The organism is Pararhizobium sp. LjRoot235 (assembly GCF_964254145.1).
In the GTDB taxonomy this organism is placed as follows: domain Bacteria; phylum Pseudomonadota; class Alphaproteobacteria; order Rhizobiales; family Rhizobiaceae; genus Pararhizobium.
The window spans coordinates 4023535-4038593 of record NZ_CAXUSP020000001.1 but is presented as its reverse complement, the minus strand read 5'-3'; the positions used below and the strand labels follow the sequence as shown (position 1 = coordinate 4038593).

At 62.0% G+C, this 15059-nt stretch carries 11 protein-coding genes and 1 tRNA gene; 4 read left to right on the top strand and 8 right to left on the bottom strand.

Translation table 11 applies throughout. The annotated features are described in order from the left end of the window. Window positions 1–221 precede the first annotated feature (221 nt). From yidC to rpmH, 3 genes are read right to left on the bottom strand one after another with little or no spacing between them, the layout of a single operon-like run. Window positions 222–2000 carry a membrane protein insertase YidC gene (gene yidC / locus ACSQ2Z_RS19835; RefSeq protein ID WP_436082782.1) on the bottom strand — a complete coding sequence of 593 codons (1779 nt, stop codon included), beginning with the start codon at window positions 1998–2000 and terminating at the stop codon, window positions 222–224. Further along, window positions 1990–2388 carry a ribonuclease P protein component gene (gene rnpA / locus ACSQ2Z_RS19830; RefSeq protein WP_436082781.1) on the bottom strand — a complete coding sequence of 133 codons (399 nt, stop codon included), beginning with the start codon at window positions 2386–2388 and terminating at the stop codon, window positions 1990–1992. Before rnpA ends, yidC begins: the two co-directional genes overlap by 11 nt. A 32-nt stretch (window positions 2389–2420) precedes the next feature. After that, window positions 2421–2558, bottom strand: a complete 138-nt coding sequence (gene rpmH / locus ACSQ2Z_RS19825) for a 50S ribosomal protein L34 (protein WP_037104763.1) — start codon at window positions 2556–2558, stop codon at window positions 2421–2423. A gap of 416 nt (window positions 2559–2974) precedes the next feature. On the opposite strand from rpmH, the gene ACSQ2Z_RS19820 reads away from it, so the two are divergent. From ACSQ2Z_RS19820 to ACSQ2Z_RS19805, 4 genes are all read left to right on the top strand, one after another. Then, entirely contained in the window at window positions 2975–4981 is a 2007-nt protein-coding gene (locus ACSQ2Z_RS19820; protein WP_436082780.1) for a methyl-accepting chemotaxis protein, read from the top strand. Window positions 4982–5260: 279 nt separating this feature from the next. Beyond that, window positions 5261–6742, top strand: a complete 1482-nt coding sequence (locus ACSQ2Z_RS19815) for a sensor histidine kinase (protein ID WP_436083135.1) — start codon at window positions 5261–5263, stop codon at window positions 6740–6742. A 197-nt stretch (window positions 6743–6939) separates the two neighbouring features. Next, window positions 6940–7016: transfer RNA gene (locus ACSQ2Z_RS19810), tRNA-Arg, on the top strand. A 198-nt stretch (window positions 7017–7214) separates the two neighbouring features. Continuing rightward, window positions 7215–7676, top strand: a complete 462-nt coding sequence (locus ACSQ2Z_RS19805) for a nuclear transport factor 2 family protein (RefSeq protein WP_436082779.1) — start codon at window positions 7215–7217, stop codon at window positions 7674–7676. Window positions 7677–7838: 162 nt separating this feature from the next. Here ACSQ2Z_RS19805 and ACSQ2Z_RS19800 read toward each other — a convergent pair whose 3' ends face one another. The 5 genes from ACSQ2Z_RS19800 to putA all read right to left on the bottom strand — a co-directional run bounded on the left by ACSQ2Z_RS19800 (window position 7839) and on the right by putA (window position 14938). Then, entirely contained in the window at window positions 7839–8747 is a 909-nt protein-coding gene (locus ACSQ2Z_RS19800; RefSeq protein ID WP_436082778.1) for an SDR family oxidoreductase, read from the bottom strand. 105 nt (window positions 8748–8852) lie between these two features. Beyond that, a complete protein-coding gene (locus ACSQ2Z_RS19795) occupies window positions 8853–9281 on the bottom strand; it encodes a DUF1810 domain-containing protein (RefSeq protein WP_436082777.1) in 429 nt (142 codons plus the stop codon). Between the two features lie 58 nt (window positions 9282–9339). Then, complete coding sequence (locus ACSQ2Z_RS19790) at window positions 9340–10326, bottom strand: aldo/keto reductase (RefSeq protein ID WP_436082776.1); 987 nt, start codon at window positions 10324–10326, stop codon at window positions 9340–9342. A 192-nt stretch (window positions 10327–10518) separates the two neighbouring features. Beyond that, complete coding sequence (locus ACSQ2Z_RS19785; protein WP_436082775.1) at window positions 10519–11103, bottom strand: IMPACT family protein; 585 nt, start codon at window positions 11101–11103, stop codon at window positions 10519–10521. A 139-nt stretch (window positions 11104–11242) separates the two neighbouring features. Next, the gene (putA, locus tag ACSQ2Z_RS19780) at window positions 11243–14938 is read right to left on the bottom strand and encodes a trifunctional transcriptional regulator/proline dehydrogenase/L-glutamate gamma-semialdehyde dehydrogenase (RefSeq protein ID WP_436082774.1); all 3696 of its coding nucleotides are present in this window, start codon (window positions 14936–14938) and stop codon (window positions 11243–11245) included. Window positions 14939–15059 lie beyond the last annotated feature (121 nt).

Sequence of the window (15059 nt, the reverse complement as noted above, 5' to 3'; positions counted from 1 at the left end):
GCGGGGTGTGGGCAAAGTGCGAGGCGTCGGGTGCGAGCTGTCATTAGCGAAGCCGAGCGACCGCAGCGCTCTGGAGGCGCGAGCGTCCAGCGCAATGTCGCGCCGAGCCGCGGCAGCTGGACCGTTGGCCTCCTGGGCGGCCTTAGACGCCAGGACGGCAAGTCCAAACAAAAGGCCCCGGATGAGATGATCCGGGGCCTCTGCTTTTAACCTGTTTCGCCCTATTCGGCCGGTTTCGGTTTCCTGGAGAAGAGGCCTCTGATATTGTCGAACAGTTCCACCTTGACCCCGTGGCGCTTCATGATGATCGACTGCTGGATGATCGACAACGTATTGTTCCAAGCCCAGTAGATGACCAGACCGGCCGGGAAGCTGGACAGCATGAAGGTGAAGACCAGCGGCATCCAGGTAAACAGCATCGCCTGGGTCGGATCCGGCGGCGTCGGGTTCATGCGCATCTGCAGGAACATGGTGATGCCCATGACGAGCGGCCAGACGCCGATCATCAGCGCATGCGGGACCGCAAACGGCAGGAGGCCGAACAGGTTGAACAGCGAGGTCGGATCGGGCGCCGAAAGGTCCTGGATCCAGCCGAAGAACGGCGCATGGCGCATTTCGATGGTGACGTAGATCACCTTGTAGAGCGCGAAGAACACCGGAATCTGGAAGACGATCGGCCAGCAGCCGGCGATCGGGTTGATCTTCTCGTCCTTGTAGAGCTGCATCATCGCCTGCTGCAGCGCCATGCGGTCGTCGCCGTGCTTCTTCTTCAGTTCCTCCATCTTAGGCTGAACCTTCTTCATGTTCGCCATGGAAGCGTACTGCTTCGAGGCAAGCGGGAAGAACAGCGCCTTGACGACGATGGTGGTTAGAAGGATCGCAACACCGAAATTGCCGAAGTAACGGAAGAAGAAGTCCATCAGTTTGAACATCGGCTTGGTGATGAAATAGAACCAGCCCCAGTCGATCAGAAGGTCGAACTGCGGAATGGAATAGGACTTCTCATAGCCATCGACCAGCGGGACCTGCTTGGCGCCGGCGAACACCAGCGTCTTGAGGTCGGTCGACTGGCCGGGCGCAATCGTTACGGCATCCTGCTTGTAGTCCGCCTGGTAGCGCGGGCGGCCGTCGGGGAAATGCGCGAACTTCGCTTCATACGGCGTCGCCTGCGGGGGCACGATCGTCGCGGCCCAGTATTTGTCAGTGATGCCGAGCCAGCCGGTCGTTGTCTTGCCGGGCTGGATCGGAGCCTCGTCCTCGACCTTGCCATAGGCCACTTCGTTCAGGCCATGTTCGCCGATGACGCCGATGAAGCCTTCATGAAGCACGTAGATGCTCGGCGTCGTCGGCTTGTTGAAGCGGGTGACGCGACCATAGGAGGAAAGCGAAACCGGAGCACCGCTGCCGTTGTTGATGGTATCGGCGATCTGGAACATGTAGTGTTCATCGACCGAGATCGTGCGGGTGAAAACCACGCCTTTCTCGTTGGTGAAGGTCAGGACCACCGGCGTTGCGGTTGTCAGCTTGTCACCGCTCTTGACCGTCCAGACGGTCGTCGGACCTGGAACCGTGCCGGTCGCCTCGCTGCCGACGTAGCCCAACTCGGTGAAATAACCGTCCTTGGTGTCGGACGGGCTGAACAGTGTGATGAGCGGACTCTTGTCGTCGACGGTCTCGTGATATTCCTTGAGTTTCAGGTCGTCGAGCCGGGCGCCGGTCAGGTTGATCGAGCCGCTCAGCGCCGACGTGTCGATGGTCACGCGGGCCGACTTGGCGATCGCCTGGTCGCGGGTTTCGACAGCGCCGGGCACCGCGCCGTTTGTCGGCTGGCTCGAAACGGCAGGGGTGCCGGTCGGCTGGGTCTGCTGTGCCGTCGTCTGGCTCTGCTCGGCTGCAATTCGCTCCTTCTCTATCTTCGGATTGACATAGAGAAACTGCCAGGCGATCAGGATCAGCACCGACAGGGCAATCGCCACGAAGTAATTGCGGTTATTTTCCATCATTCTTTCCTGAAGCCGGCCGGTTGCGGCCTTGAATTTTCTGCTTGTTTTCGATGCGCTGGCGAAGCCCTCCCACCAGCCGCTCGAAAGGAGCATTGAGGAGGTCGCGTCTGGCGACAATCACATAGTCGTGTCCGGGCTCCATTGCAAACCCGGCAGACAGCCGCACGGCCTCTTTCAGGCGCCGGCGCATCCGGTTGCGTTCCACGGCATTGCCGTGCTTCTTGGTGACGGTGAAGCCGCAACGCGGCGGGCTTTCCGGTTCGCCACGATCAAGAACCTCGAGAAGGAACAACGGGCCTTTCCGCTTTTCTCCTTCGCGGACAGCAAGAAACTGCGGCCGGCTTTTCAGCCGCCCGACAGTCGATTTTTGATTATTTGACGCCATGTGCCCGCATTCTTTCCTCGGGCCCGATCGGCTTAAGCCGACAGACGCTTGCGGCCACGGGCCCGGCGGGCAACGATAACCTTGCGGCCACCCTTGGTGGCGATACGTGCACGGAAGCCGTGACGGCGCTTGCGAACAAGCTTGGACGGTTGATAGGTACGCTTCGTCATTTATTTTAATACCGCGGTGTGCGGCCCTTCTTGGGTTTGCTTTTGAGCAAGGAGCGTTACGTTCCGGGCATGGCGTTGCACAGGGCAAGGGGACCTGTCCGGACGTGGGCGGCTTATAAGAGCAAAGACGCGCGAAAGTCAATTGCCGCCGTGGAAAAGCTGGGATTTGCCTGTCTTCGGGCGCGCCGGGACGAATGGTTTGCTGCGCAAACCATGGTGGGCCAGATTCAACCAGTGATTGAAAGTTAGGGTATCGTAATATAAAGACGATGACGAAACGCCTAAACCGAAGCCCCTAGAATTCTACTGGTTTGGTAAGCGTTTCATTAATCATCTTTGCCTTAGTGTCCCTGCATATAAACGAGCCTGTCAGCTGCCTCGTCAGGCCTGTTGCCGGTTCCAGGGAGACGTGTTCCATGAAAATTCGAGGCAAGATCTATCTCATTGTCGGCGTGATGAGCCTGATCACGCTCGCCGTGACGGGCATGGCGCTGACTGTGGTCGCGCAATATAACGCAAGGCTCGTCCAGTTCGACAACGCCTCGGATCGCGCCTTTAACGGCGAACGCCTGAACCGCCTCGTGACTGCGGTGGTCATGGAATCGCGCGGTATCTATGCGGCTCCGACCGTGGAAAAATCCAAGTCCTTCGCCGAAGGACTGACGAAGAACCTCGGCAAGATCGATACACTTCTCGCCGATTGGCGGCCTCTCGTCCCGCAGGAAGATCTGCCGGCGTTCGAGGCCGTGGTCAAGCGCGCCGCCGAATTCCGCACGTTCCGCACCGAGACGGCGCGCCTCAGCCAGGAAGTCTCGCCGCAGGCTGCTAACGAACAGGGCAATAACGAACTCAACCGCGCCAACCGCAAGGCCTTCCAGGCCGAGATCGACGCCGTCGTCGAAACCGACCGCGCCGCGCTGGAGGAAATCCAGGCGGACTTGAGCGCCATCGAGAGGCAGATGACCCTGATCGTTCTCTTGACGGCCGGCATCGGTCTTGCCGTCGGCCTCGGTACGGCCTTCTACATCGGCACGAAGGAACTGAGCCAGCCGATCATCAAGCTGACGGATACGATGAAGCGTCTTGCCGAGGGTGATCTCGACGCCGACGTTCCCTTTGCCGGCCGCAAGGACGAAATCGGCGAAATGGCCAGCGCCGTCGAAGTCTTCAAGCGCAATGGTCTTGCCGTGCGCGAACTCAACGCCCAGGAAACCGCGTTGCGCGAAAAGAGCGCCGACCTGCAGTCGAGCATCGCCGTGGTCGTTGCCGCCGCCGCCGCCGGTGATTTTACCCGGCGTATCAACAAGGACTATGGCAATACCGATCTCAATCGTTTCACCTCCAGCGTCAACGAACTGGTCGGCAGCGTCGATAGCGGCATCAACGAGACCCGCCGCGTGATCGCCAGCCTCGCTGCCGGAGACCTGACGCAACACATGGACGGCACCTTCCACGGCGCCTTCGCCGAATTGCAGCAGAACGTCAACGATACGCTGTCCAGCCTGCAGAACACGCTGCGCGAGATCCGCACCACGGCCGATACGATCAACGGCAACTCGACCGAACTGCGCTCCGCTGCCGACGACCTGGCAAAGCGTACCGAACAGCAGGCTGCCTCGCTCGAACAGACCTCGGCGGCACTGGACGAAATCACCGTCGCCGTCCGCAATTCCACCGACCGTGCCCAGGAGGCGACCGTCATGGTCACCGAGGCCAAGCAGAGTGCTGCCCAGTCCGGCGAAGTGGTGCGCAATGCGGTCGAAGCCATGGGGCGTATCCAGCAGGCCTCCAGCGAAATCGGCCAGATCACCAATGTCATCGACGAGATTGCCTTCCAGACCAACCTTCTGGCGCTCAATGCCGGTGTCGAGGCGGCCCGTGCCGGCGATGCGGGCAAGGGTTTTGCCGTCGTCGCCCAGGAGGTCCGCGAGCTTGCCCAGCGCGCCGCCAGCGCCGCCAAGGACATCAAGGGACTGATTGCCAAATCCGGCTCGGAAGTGGCAACCGGCGTCAAGCTCGTGCAGGAGACCGGCCAGGTCCTCGGCCAGATCGAAACGCGGGTGTTGAAGATCAATGACCATATCCACTCGATCGCCACCGCCGCCCGCGAACAGTCGACGGGTCTCAGCGAAGTCAGCATCGCCATCAACCAGATGGACCAGGTAACGCAGCAGAACGCCGCCATGGTGGAGGAGGCGAACGCCGCGACCCACAAGCTCTCGGCGGAAACCGACAACCTTGCCCGTCTGATCGCGCACTTCAGGCTAAACGACGCGCCAGCGATCAGGGCCATCGCACCGGTCCGGGAAAATGCCCGTCCGGTTGCCTCGCCGGCCCGCAAGATGCTCGGCACCGTCGCCCGCGCGTTCGGCGGCGGCTCGGCGAGCGCCGCCGTCTCGAAGGACAACTGGGAAGAATTCTGATCCGGTTCACACCAGCGCTCTGAAAAAATGTCCCGCGGCGATCCAGTATCGCGGCGGGATTTTTGCATGTCCAAGATGCAGCGCCGCAAGATGATCCATATCAGGCCGCCGGTCCTGGCATCGGCATTCGAGCCGGGCCATCGCATCCTGTCCGACCATGACGGAGATTGGAAAACGGGCGGTCATCACCTATTATACACTCTGAAACATAAGCCGTTCGTCCGGGCCGTCATGCGGCTGCTGCGGCGTTTGGGGGGTGAGCGGCGGGATCGCATGAACATGACGGCAGAAAAGACAGGGGCCACAGCCTTGCAGAAGCCACCACGGCGCACCGGCTTCTTTCGCGGGCTTTCCGGCAGGCTGCTGCTTTTGACAGTGGTTTTCGTCATGCTCGCCGAAGTGCTGATCTTCGTGCCCTCCGTTGCCAATATGCGCATCCGCTGGCTGGAAGACCGGCTCAACACGGCGGCTGCGGCCGGCGTGGTGGTCGACGGCCTCCAGGATGTGCAGCTCTCCCGTCCGCTGCAGGAAGAAACCCTGATGGCGACCGGCACCAAGGCGATCGTGCTTCGCCGCAAGGGCGAATCACGGCTGATCGCAGCCGAAGACATGCCGCCGGAAGTCGACGCGCAGTACGACGTTGCGGCGATGACACCGCTTGCCGCCATCCGCGACGCTTTCGACACGCTGCTGTTCGGCGGCGACAAGGTGGTGCGGATCTATGGTCCCATCGGAGAAAGCGATGCGATCATCGAGGTGGTGATGGAGGACGCGAGCCTGCGCAAGGCGATGCTGATCTATTCGCGCAACGTGTTTTTCCTCTCGCTGGCGATTTCGCTGTTCACCGCCACGCTGATTTTCCTCGCGATCCGCCGCCTGATGATCGCGCCGATCCGCCGGATGACCGCCAACATGCAGGACTTTTCGGCCGATCCCGCCGATTCCGCCCGTGTGCTGGCGCCGTCGCCCGGAGAAGACGAGCTTTCGGTTGCCGGCCAGCATCTGGCGGCCATGCAGCGGCAGTTGCAGAAGACCCTGAAGCAGCAGAAGAACCTCGCCGATCTCGGCCTTGCGGTGTCGAAGATCAACCACGACATGCGCAACATCCTGTCGTCGGCGCAGTTGATCTCGGACCGGCTGGCCGATGTCGACGATCCGATCGTCAAGCGCTTCGCCCCGACGCTACTGCGCACCATCGACCGTGCCGTCGGCTATACGACCGAGGTGCTCTCCTACGGTCGCACGACCGAGCCGGCGCCGCATCGGCGTTTCGTCAGGCTCCGGCCGCTGGTCAGCGACGTTGCCGAAATGCTGGCGATCGACCCGAATGCCGGCATCGATTTCCGCATCCAGGTACCGGACGACGTGCTGGTCGATGCCGACAGCGAGCAGTTGTTCCGCGTCGTCCACAATATCTGCCGCAACGCCGTGCAGGCGCTGATGAACGATCCGGGCGAGGCCGGCTCTCCGCGCACCATCACCGTCTCGGCGATGCGCACCGGCAGCGTCGTCAGCATCTCCGTCGATGATACCGGCCCCGGTATGCCGCCGAAGGCGCGCGAAAACCTGTTCGCCGCCTTCCGCGGCTCGGCCCGCTCGGGCGGCACGGGGCTCGGATTGGCGATCGCCCGTGAACTGGTGCTTGCCCATGGCGGCACCATCGCGCTGGTCGAAAAGCCGACGCCTGGAACGCTCTTCCGCATCGAACTGCCCGATCGTCCAGTGCCGCTCGACGCCTTCCGCTCCAAGCCCCGGCCCTGACCGGAAAGAGCGCCGTCCGGCGCCGATCGGCCGAAAATGACAAGGCAACTACAGTCATAAAAGAGAATTTCAATGTCTTTTCAAGATGATATCGATATTGCGGCGCAAAAAAGAATCTTTTTGCGGAAATTCGCTTGCATTCCCCGGTTGGACGTTTTAGAGGATCGCCACGCAAGCGGTGATCACCGCAGTGCCACGCACCCGTAGCTCAGCTGGATAGAGCACCAGACTACGAATCTGGGGGTCAGGAGTTCGAATCTCTTCGGGTGCGCCATTTTTCCAACTCGTTGATCATGCATGCTCTGTCAGGAGCCGATGAGGACAAAAGTCGGAACTCGCGAGTCATATTGCGTAAGTTCTGACTGGAATTGCTTCGACTACTCGACGCCCTATCAACTCGCGGCTGCATCTTTGATATAGTGTCGTCAGCGCCGGTCAGGGACGCGTCTTGGCCGTGTCGGAGGCCCTTGTAATGAACAGCAATCAAGAAGACGTCCAAGCGATCCGCTCTCTTGTTGCCCGCCAGTTTAAGAGCACGAGCTGGGAGGAAGGCAAAGCGCCCGACTGGGAGGCATTCAAGACGGACTTCCTTCCTGAGGCGCCGCTTTACGCGTCGGCTCGGCCTTTGCGGCCACAATCGATTCAACAATTTGTTGAGCGCATGAATGGGCTGGTGGGAACAACCTTGCGCAGCTTCGACGAAACGGTTCTCGGAAGCAGGATACACGTCTTCGGAAATGTGGCGGTTGCGGTGATCGCTTGTGAGAATATCGAGAATGCCACCGAGACTAACCGCAACGTCGAAATGATGCTGCTCGTCAAGGATAGGGGAGTTTGGCGTATCGCCGCTCAAGCCTGGGACAGGGAAAACGCGGCCAACCCGGTAACAAGCCAGCTCTGGGAGGCTGAAAGCCAAGCCGATACGGCGGTCTGATGCCGAACTGATGCTCCGTAAATTACAGCGCTGCGGCAATCACATACGAGTTCCCAGTTTCATCTCGTCCAGCGCGCCATTTCTTTCCCACGATTGGACATTTGGCGCAGCGTATTCAATACGACGCAAAACCATGTCCCGCGTCCAGCGGTTCTTCCCGTCTCACCGATACCCCGTCGCATCCGCGGGTTTGCCCGGATCCATCACCTCATCCATATAGCGCCAGCAGTCCGGGCGCGAGCCGTCGAGATCGGTGAAGCCGTAGATCTGGGCGAGCCCGCCGCTTGAGACCGACTGGCCGTTCCAGCGTGCCTTGTCCGGGTCGGCGGCGAGCGCGGCTACGGCGCGACCGAGGAAGCGGGGTGTTTCGGAGATGACGAAATGCGGCTGCATTTGCGTCGCGTCGCGCCAGTTGTCTTCACTGACATTGTAGTGTCCCAGCATCATTTCCGAGCGCATCCAGCCGGGCGTGATGGAGATGGCCGTTGCGCCGTAGGGGGCAAGGTCCCTGGCGTGGGCGAAGGCCATGCGATTGGCCGCCACTTTGGCGAGATCGTAGAAGGGCGAAAGCCTGTAGTGGCCGGCATTGTATTCGGCGGTGCCGTCCGTCACCTCCACCAGCAGCCCGCCGGGGCGCTCGATCATCAACGGCAGCGCGTGATGGGCAGTAATCAGATGCGTGTCGATGCCGAGGCGCAGCATTTTGAGGCCGTTTTCGAGATTGTGGTCCCAGACCGGCTTGTTCCATTCGAACAGATTTTCCCCGCCCCAGATGTCGTTGACGAGAATGTCGAGCCGCGCCTGTTCTTGGCCGATGCGCTCGACGAGCCGTTTGACCGCGCCAGCATCGAGATGATCGGCCTGGACAGGGATGCCTTTGCCGCCAGCTGCGGTCACCAGTTCGGCGGTTTCCTCGATCGTTTCGGGCCGGCGATACTCGGACTGTTCGGCGTGTGTCGTTCGCCCGGTGACGTAGACGGTGGCGCCTGCCGCTCCGAGCTCCACGGCAATGCCACGTCCGCCACCGCGCGTCGCACCCGCGACCAGCGCCACCTTTCCCTTGAGCGACATGGCTTTCCTCCTCCATCTGGTGCTTGCCTTTCGGCAAAACCTCGGCAAGCCGCTGACAAAATACTTTCGCAGGAACCGGGCGGGAAGGATTTGACGCGCGGCGCGCTAACCTCCGCCAAGGATGTTCAATGTCAAAGGATCGGCTTTACCGTCGAAATACCGCTCGATCGCAGTCTTGAACGGCTCTGGATCGTTTGCCGCTTGCCGAAACAGGGTCATCGACGAGCACAGCTTCATGTCGTCGGGCGAGCCGAAGATCTGGTGTGCGGTGCGGTTGCGCACCGCGTTGATGGTGCTCGTGCACTGGATGAGGCGGCTGCCGAGCAGCGGATGCGCCAGATAGGCGCGGGCTTCGTCCAGCGAGGAAATGGCAAACCGCAGTGCGGTCGGCGAATGGCCGAGGCCGGCGATCTGCGGAAAGATGAACCACATCCAATGGCTTTCCTTGCGGCCGTGTTCCAGTTCGCGAAGAACTGTTTCATAGACCGGCTCCTGCGCCTCGATGAAGCGGGAGAGACGATAGGCATCGTTCATAGGCTGCACCTCGACCACACGGGAAAGCCGCGCCAAAATCTCGGCGCGGCGTTGTTCATCACCATTTCTGGTGAACGTGAACCTTGATCAAACGCTCATAGATATCGGCAAGTTCCGCCATCTTTTCCTCGGGGATCGCGGGAACGTCGCTTGCCGCGGCATTTGCCCGCGCCTGCGCCTCATTGCGGGCGCCGGGGATGACGACGGAGACGGCGGCGCTCTGAAGGATCCAGGCGAGCGCGAACTGCGCCATGGAAATACCCTGTGGCACCAGCGGCCGCACCTGTTCGACCGCCTCGAGTGCGACCTCGAGCGGTACGCCGGCAAAAGTCTCGCCGACATCGAAGAACTCGCCGTGGCGGTTGAACTTGCGATGGTCGTCATCGGCGAACCTGGTGTCGGCGGTGATCTTGCCGGAGAGCAGGCCGGAAGCCAGCGGCACGCGGACGATAATGCCGACATTCCTCTTCTGCGCCTGTTCGAAGAAAAGGTCGTGCGGGCGCTGGCGGAAGATGTTGTAGATGATCTGGATCGTCGCGACGCCCGGATATTCGATCGCCTTCAGCCCCTCCTCGACGGTGGAGACGGAGACGCCGTAGTTGCGGATTTTGCCCTTGATGACGAGACCGTCCAGTGCGCCGAACAGGTCCGGCCGGTAGAAGACGTCGGTCGGCGGGCAATGGAGCTGGACGAGATCGAGCGTCTCGACGCCAAGATTGGTGAGGCTGCGGTCGATGAAGGCCTCGATATTGTCGGCGGTGTAACCGTCGGCCACATGCGGGTTGAGCCGGCGTCCGGCCTTGGTGGCGACGAAGGGTTTTTGGCCGCCGCGTTCCTTGAGGACCGAGGCAATGATCTTTTCCGAGCGGCCGTCGCCATAGACGTCGGCCGTGTCGATGAAGGTAACGCCGGCATCGAGCGCGGCGTTCAGGGCGCGCTTGCCGTCTTCCTCGGGAACATCGCCCCAGGCGCCGCCGATCTGCCACGCGCCGAAGCCGATTTCGGAAATAGTGGCGCCGGTGCGCCCCAGGATTCTGTTTTTCATGGGTGATTCCTTGCCAGACGGCCGCGCGCCGCTCTCAAATCCGGCCAAATAGGACCGGTTTCGTTGTTTACCTGCTGTTTCTATCCCGAATATGACGGAGGGGCCAGCGTTCAATCTTTCCGGACCGGTGCAAATGTGGAGAAATCTGAATTATTTTCAATGTGTTAAATGGCTTTCCCGCGAAAGCATAAGTCAGTCTTCCAATATGAGGGCTGCCCTGCCGCGGCTGAGGTCGAGGATGATGGCCGAGGCGGCTTGGCAACTGCCTTTGGGGAGCTGCAAAGCAAGCTCTGCCCCGGTGGCGGTAAAGGTCTCGGAAGCGATCGTCACGCCCATGCCGACAAGCCGGGCCTTGATGAGAGAAAGGTCGGCAAATTCGCAAGCGACGGTGCCACCGATGGTTTCGATCACCTCTGTCTTTTTCGCCGCGCGCAGGCACATCGCCGCCGTGCCGCCATAGGCGCGAATGAGGCCGCCGCTGCCGAGCAGCGTGCCGCCGAACCAGCGGACAACGAGGGCTACGACATGATCGAGCGACTGGCCGTCGATCGCCTGCAGGATCGGCTTTCCGGCCGTGCCGCTCGGTTCGCCGGCATCGTTGAAGCGATAGGTCTGGCCGATACGGAAGGCCCAGCAGTTGTGGGTGGCCGTGGGGTCGGAATGCCGCGTGATGAAATCCCTGGCCTCGTCCTCGTTACTGACGGGGCCGCAGATGGCCAGGAAGCGGCTCTTCTTGATTTCCTGGGCGAAGGTGACAGTTTCTTTCAGGGTGTACATTGTTGGGTTATTGCAGGGAAGAATGTATCGAGCAAGGAACCCCCCTCTGTCACTTCGTAACATCTCCCCCTCAAGGGGGAGATTGGAGAGCGCCGTACAGAGGGGGTAACTCCGGTGCTACCAAACACTCCATTTCGTCCTACCCGATCGACATCAGGCTCGCATTGCCGCCTGCTGCCGCGGTGTTGATGCTAGTCGAGACTTCTTCCAGCAGCCAGTTCAGGCAATAGGCATCGGGATTGCGGGCAAGCTCCTCCGTTGACGCCGCCTGGACGAGGACCAGCGGACCGGGCAGGGCGGCGATCTGTTTGTTGACGGCGCGGATACGGTCCGCATCGCCTTCGGTCAGTGCCCCGGCAAATGGAGCATCCGCCTTCCAGTTAGAGGTGAACGAAATCCGGGCCGAGACCGTGGCCGGAAGCGCGGTCAAGGCGTTCTTGACGCCGGACGCCGTGTCGATGACGGCATTGTTGCCGGTGGCAAGGACAGCGGCCAACTGGCGGTAGAGGCCATCTGCAGTTTCCGGCACGAGCAGAATGCGCCCGCGCGGATGCAGCGCATAGATATTTCGCTCGCCCACAGGGCCGGCAAGCTCGGTTGTCAGGCCCAGTGCCGACTGGCTGCCGGTCTCGCGCGCGGCCTGCGCCTGGGTCTTGAGGCCCTTGCCATCCAGCCATTTGGCGAAATCGAGCAATACCGGGTCAGTGTGCACGGAGCTGTGCTGCGGCGGAACCGGCGGCATCGTGACCAGGCGGCCGAGATAAAGCGGGCCGCCGGCCTTCGGACCTGTGCCGGAGAGGCCCCGCCCGCCGAAGGGTTGCACGCCGACCACGGCGCCGATGATGTTGCGGTTGACGTAGAGATTGCCGGCTTTGATGCGGGACGTGACATGGGCGATGGTTTCGTCGAGGCGGGTGTGCAGACCGAAGGTGAGGCCGTAGCCGGTCGCGTTGATATCGTCGATCAGCCGGTCGAGATCATCGCGCTCGTAGCGCAGGACATGCAGGACCGGGCCGAAGACCTCGCGCTTCAGGTCGGAAAGTTGCTTCAGTTCGATGATCGTCGGCGGCACGAAGGTGCCCTCGGCAGTGGCCGGCGAAAGCGCGATCTGCTCGACCTTGGCGCCGAGGCTGGACATGGCCTTGACATGCTTCTCGATGATGCCCTTGGCTTCGGCGTTGATCACCGGGCCGACATCGACTGAAAGCCGGTCGGTGCGGCCGATATCGAGTTCATGCAGCGCGCCCTTCAGCATGGTGAGAACGCGGTCGGCGACATCATCCTGCAGGCACAGCACGCGCAGCGCCGAGCAGCGCTGGCCGGCGCTGTCAAAGGCCGACGCGATGACGTCGCCGACGACTTGCTCGGCCAGCGCCGACGAGTCAACAATCATCGCGTTTTGGCCGCCGGTTTCGGCAATCAGCGGGATCGGCCGGCCGGAAGGCGACAGGCGATCGGCAAGCTGGGCCTGGATGAGCCGGGCGACTTCCGTCGAGCCGGTGAACATGACCCCGGCGATATTCTCTGCACCAACGAGGGCAGCACCCACGCGGCCGTCGCCCGGAAGCAGTTGCAAGGCTTCCGGCGGAATGCCGGCCTCATGCAGGAGGCGCACGCCTTCGGCCGCAATCAGCGGCGTTTCTTCCGCTGGCTTGGCCAGCACCGGATTGCCGGCGACGAGTGCCGCGGCGATCTGCCCGGTGAAGATCGCCAGGGGAAAGTTCCATGGGCTGATGCAGACGACAGGCCCAAGGGCCTGATGTGCCGGGCCGAGTGTGCGGGTCGCCTGTTCGGCGTAATAGCGCAGGAAATCGATCGCCTCGCGCACCTCGGCAATCGCGTTCGGCAGCGATTTGCCCGCCTCGCGGACGATCAGGCCGAGCAGTGTCGGCATCCGCGCCTGCATGAGATCGGCGGCGCGCACTAGGCGTCGGGCGCGCTCGGCCGGCAACACGGCTCTCCACTTCGCGCCTTCGGCAAGGGCGATCTGGACGGCACGACGGGCATCGTCCTCGGCGGTCTCGATGACCGAGCCGACCGTGTCGCGATGGTCGCCGGGATTGAGCACGGCCCGGCTTTCGCCGCGCAGGGTCTGTGATCCGAGCTGCGGGGCGGCTGTCCACTCGATCGCGGCGCTCGCTTTCAATACATCGGACAACATTGACAACGACGCTTCGTTGGAAAGGTCGAGACCGGCGGAGTTTTGGCGCCCGCCATAGAGATCGGCCGGTCGCTTGATCTGGTCATGCGGCGCACCTGCCACCGGCATGGAGCGGACGGTATCGACCGGATCGGCGATCAGCTCTTCGATGGACACGGCCGGATCGGCGATGCGGTTGACGAAGGAGGAGTTGGCGCCGTTTTCCAGGAGGCGGCGCACCAGATAGGCAAGCAGCGTCTCATGCGTTCCAACTGGCGCGTAGATGCGGGCCGGGCGGTTAAGATTGGCCTTGCCGACCACCTCGTCATAAAGCGGTTCACCCATGCCGTGCAGGCACTGGAACTCGTAGTCGCCGACCCCGAAGTCACGCCCGGCCATTTCATAGATCGTCGCGAGCGACTGCGCATTGTGGGTGGCGAACTGCGGGAAGATCACGTCGATTGCGGCCAGCAACTTCTTCGCGCCGGCGATATAGGAGATGTCGGTATAGATCTTGCGGGTATAGACTGGAAAATCGTCGAGCCCGTCGACCTGGGCACGCTTGATCTCGGCGTCCCAATAGGCGCCCTTGACGAGGCGCACCATCATCCGGTGGCCTGAACGGCGCGCCAGATCGATGATGAAATCGAGCACGAAGGGGCATCGCTTGCCATAGGCCTGGACGACGAAGCCCATGCCGTTCCAGCCGGAAAGATCCGGATCGAGGCGCAGCGCTTCGAGCAGGTCAAGCGAAAGCTCCAGCCGGTCGGCCTCCTCTGCATCGATATTGAGGCCGATGTCGTAGCGCTTGGCAATCGCCGCCAGCGCTTTCACTTTCGGCAGGAGTTCGCTCATGACACGGGCGGCTTGCGCGCGGCAATAGCGCGGATGCAGGGCCGACAGCTTGATCGAGATTCCAGGGCCTTCATAGATACCGCGGCCGTTCGATGCCTTGCCGATGGCGTGGATGGCGTTTTCATAGTCGGTATAGTAGCGCTTGGCGTCGGCCGCCGTGGTGGCGGCCTCGCCGAGCATGTCGTAGGAATAGCGGAAGCCGCGGGCTTCGAGCGGCCGCGAGCGCTTCAGTGCCTCCTCGATGGTTTCGCCGGTGACGAACTGCTCGCCCATCATCCGCATCGCCATGTCGACACCACGGCGGATCACCGGTTCGCCGGCCCGCGCGATCAGACGGCTGAGTGCGGCGGAGAGGCTGCGGTCGTTGACGGTGGCGGTCAGCTTGCCGGTGACGACGAGGCCCCAGGTGGCGGCATTGACGAAGAGGGAGCGGCCGCCGCCTATATGCGAGCGCCAGTCTCCGTCGGCGATCTTGTCGCGGATCAGCGCGTCACGGGTCGCGGTGTCGGGAATACGCAAGAGCGCCTCGGCCAGGCACATCAGCGCCACGCCTTCCTGGCTCGACAGCGAATATTCATGCACCAATCCCTCGACGCCGGAGCCCTTGTGTTTGGCGCGCAGTGCTGCGATCAGCTTGCGGGCGGTGGCCTTGGCGCGGGCACGGATATCGTCCGGCAACGTCGCGGCCTCGACCAGCGGAGGCAGGCATTCGGTTTCCGGGCGGCGGTAGGCGGCAGTGATCGCTTGCCGAAGCGTCGTCTGCGTGGCGATCGGCGGCGCGAAGTTTTCGAAGGGCAGGGGGGCGGGTTTGGTCTGCGGGGTCTTCTGCGGCTGGCTCATCGATGTCGTCCCTCTGAACTGGCGCGGAGCGCCATCAAGTCCTGCCCAAAAATAGGGTAGAGGTTCCAGAATATCCATCCGGTAAAATGGCGCACATGGCGAATATTTCACAGAACATAGT

Coding starts and splice junctions, on each gene's coding strand:
- ACSQ2Z_RS19785 (WP_436082775.1), bottom strand. CDS start 11,103: ATGTACACCCTGAAAGAAACTGTCACCTTCGCCCAGGAAATCAAGAAG.
- ACSQ2Z_RS19790 (WP_436082776.1), bottom strand. CDS start 10,326: ATGAAAAACAGAATCCTGGGGCGCACCGGCGCCACTATTTCCGAAATC.
- yidC (WP_436082782.1), bottom strand. CDS start 2,000: ATGGAAAATAACCGCAATTACTTCGTGGCGATTGCCCTGTCGGTGCTG.
- ACSQ2Z_RS19815 (WP_436083135.1), top strand. CDS start 5,261: ATGACGGCAGAAAAGACAGGGGCCACAGCCTTGCAGAAGCCACCACGG.
- ACSQ2Z_RS19795 (WP_436082777.1), bottom strand. CDS start 9,281: ATGAACGATGCCTATCGTCTCTCCCGCTTCATCGAGGCGCAGGAGCCG.
- rnpA (WP_436082781.1), bottom strand. CDS start 2,388: ATGGCGTCAAATAATCAAAAATCGACTGTCGGGCGGCTGAAAAGCCGG.
- ACSQ2Z_RS19805 (WP_436082779.1), top strand. CDS start 7,215: ATGAACAGCAATCAAGAAGACGTCCAAGCGATCCGCTCTCTTGTTGCC.
- putA (WP_436082774.1), bottom strand. CDS start 14,938: ATGAGCCAGCCGCAGAAGACCCCGCAGACCAAACCCGCCCCCCTGCCC.
- ACSQ2Z_RS19800 (WP_436082778.1), bottom strand. CDS start 8,747: ATGTCGCTCAAGGGAAAGGTGGCGCTGGTCGCGGGTGCGACGCGCGGT.
- ACSQ2Z_RS19820 (WP_436082780.1), top strand. CDS start 2,975: ATGAAAATTCGAGGCAAGATCTATCTCATTGTCGGCGTGATGAGCCTG.
- rpmH (WP_037104763.1), bottom strand. CDS start 2,558: ATGACGAAGCGTACCTATCAACCGTCCAAGCTTGTTCGCAAGCGCCGT.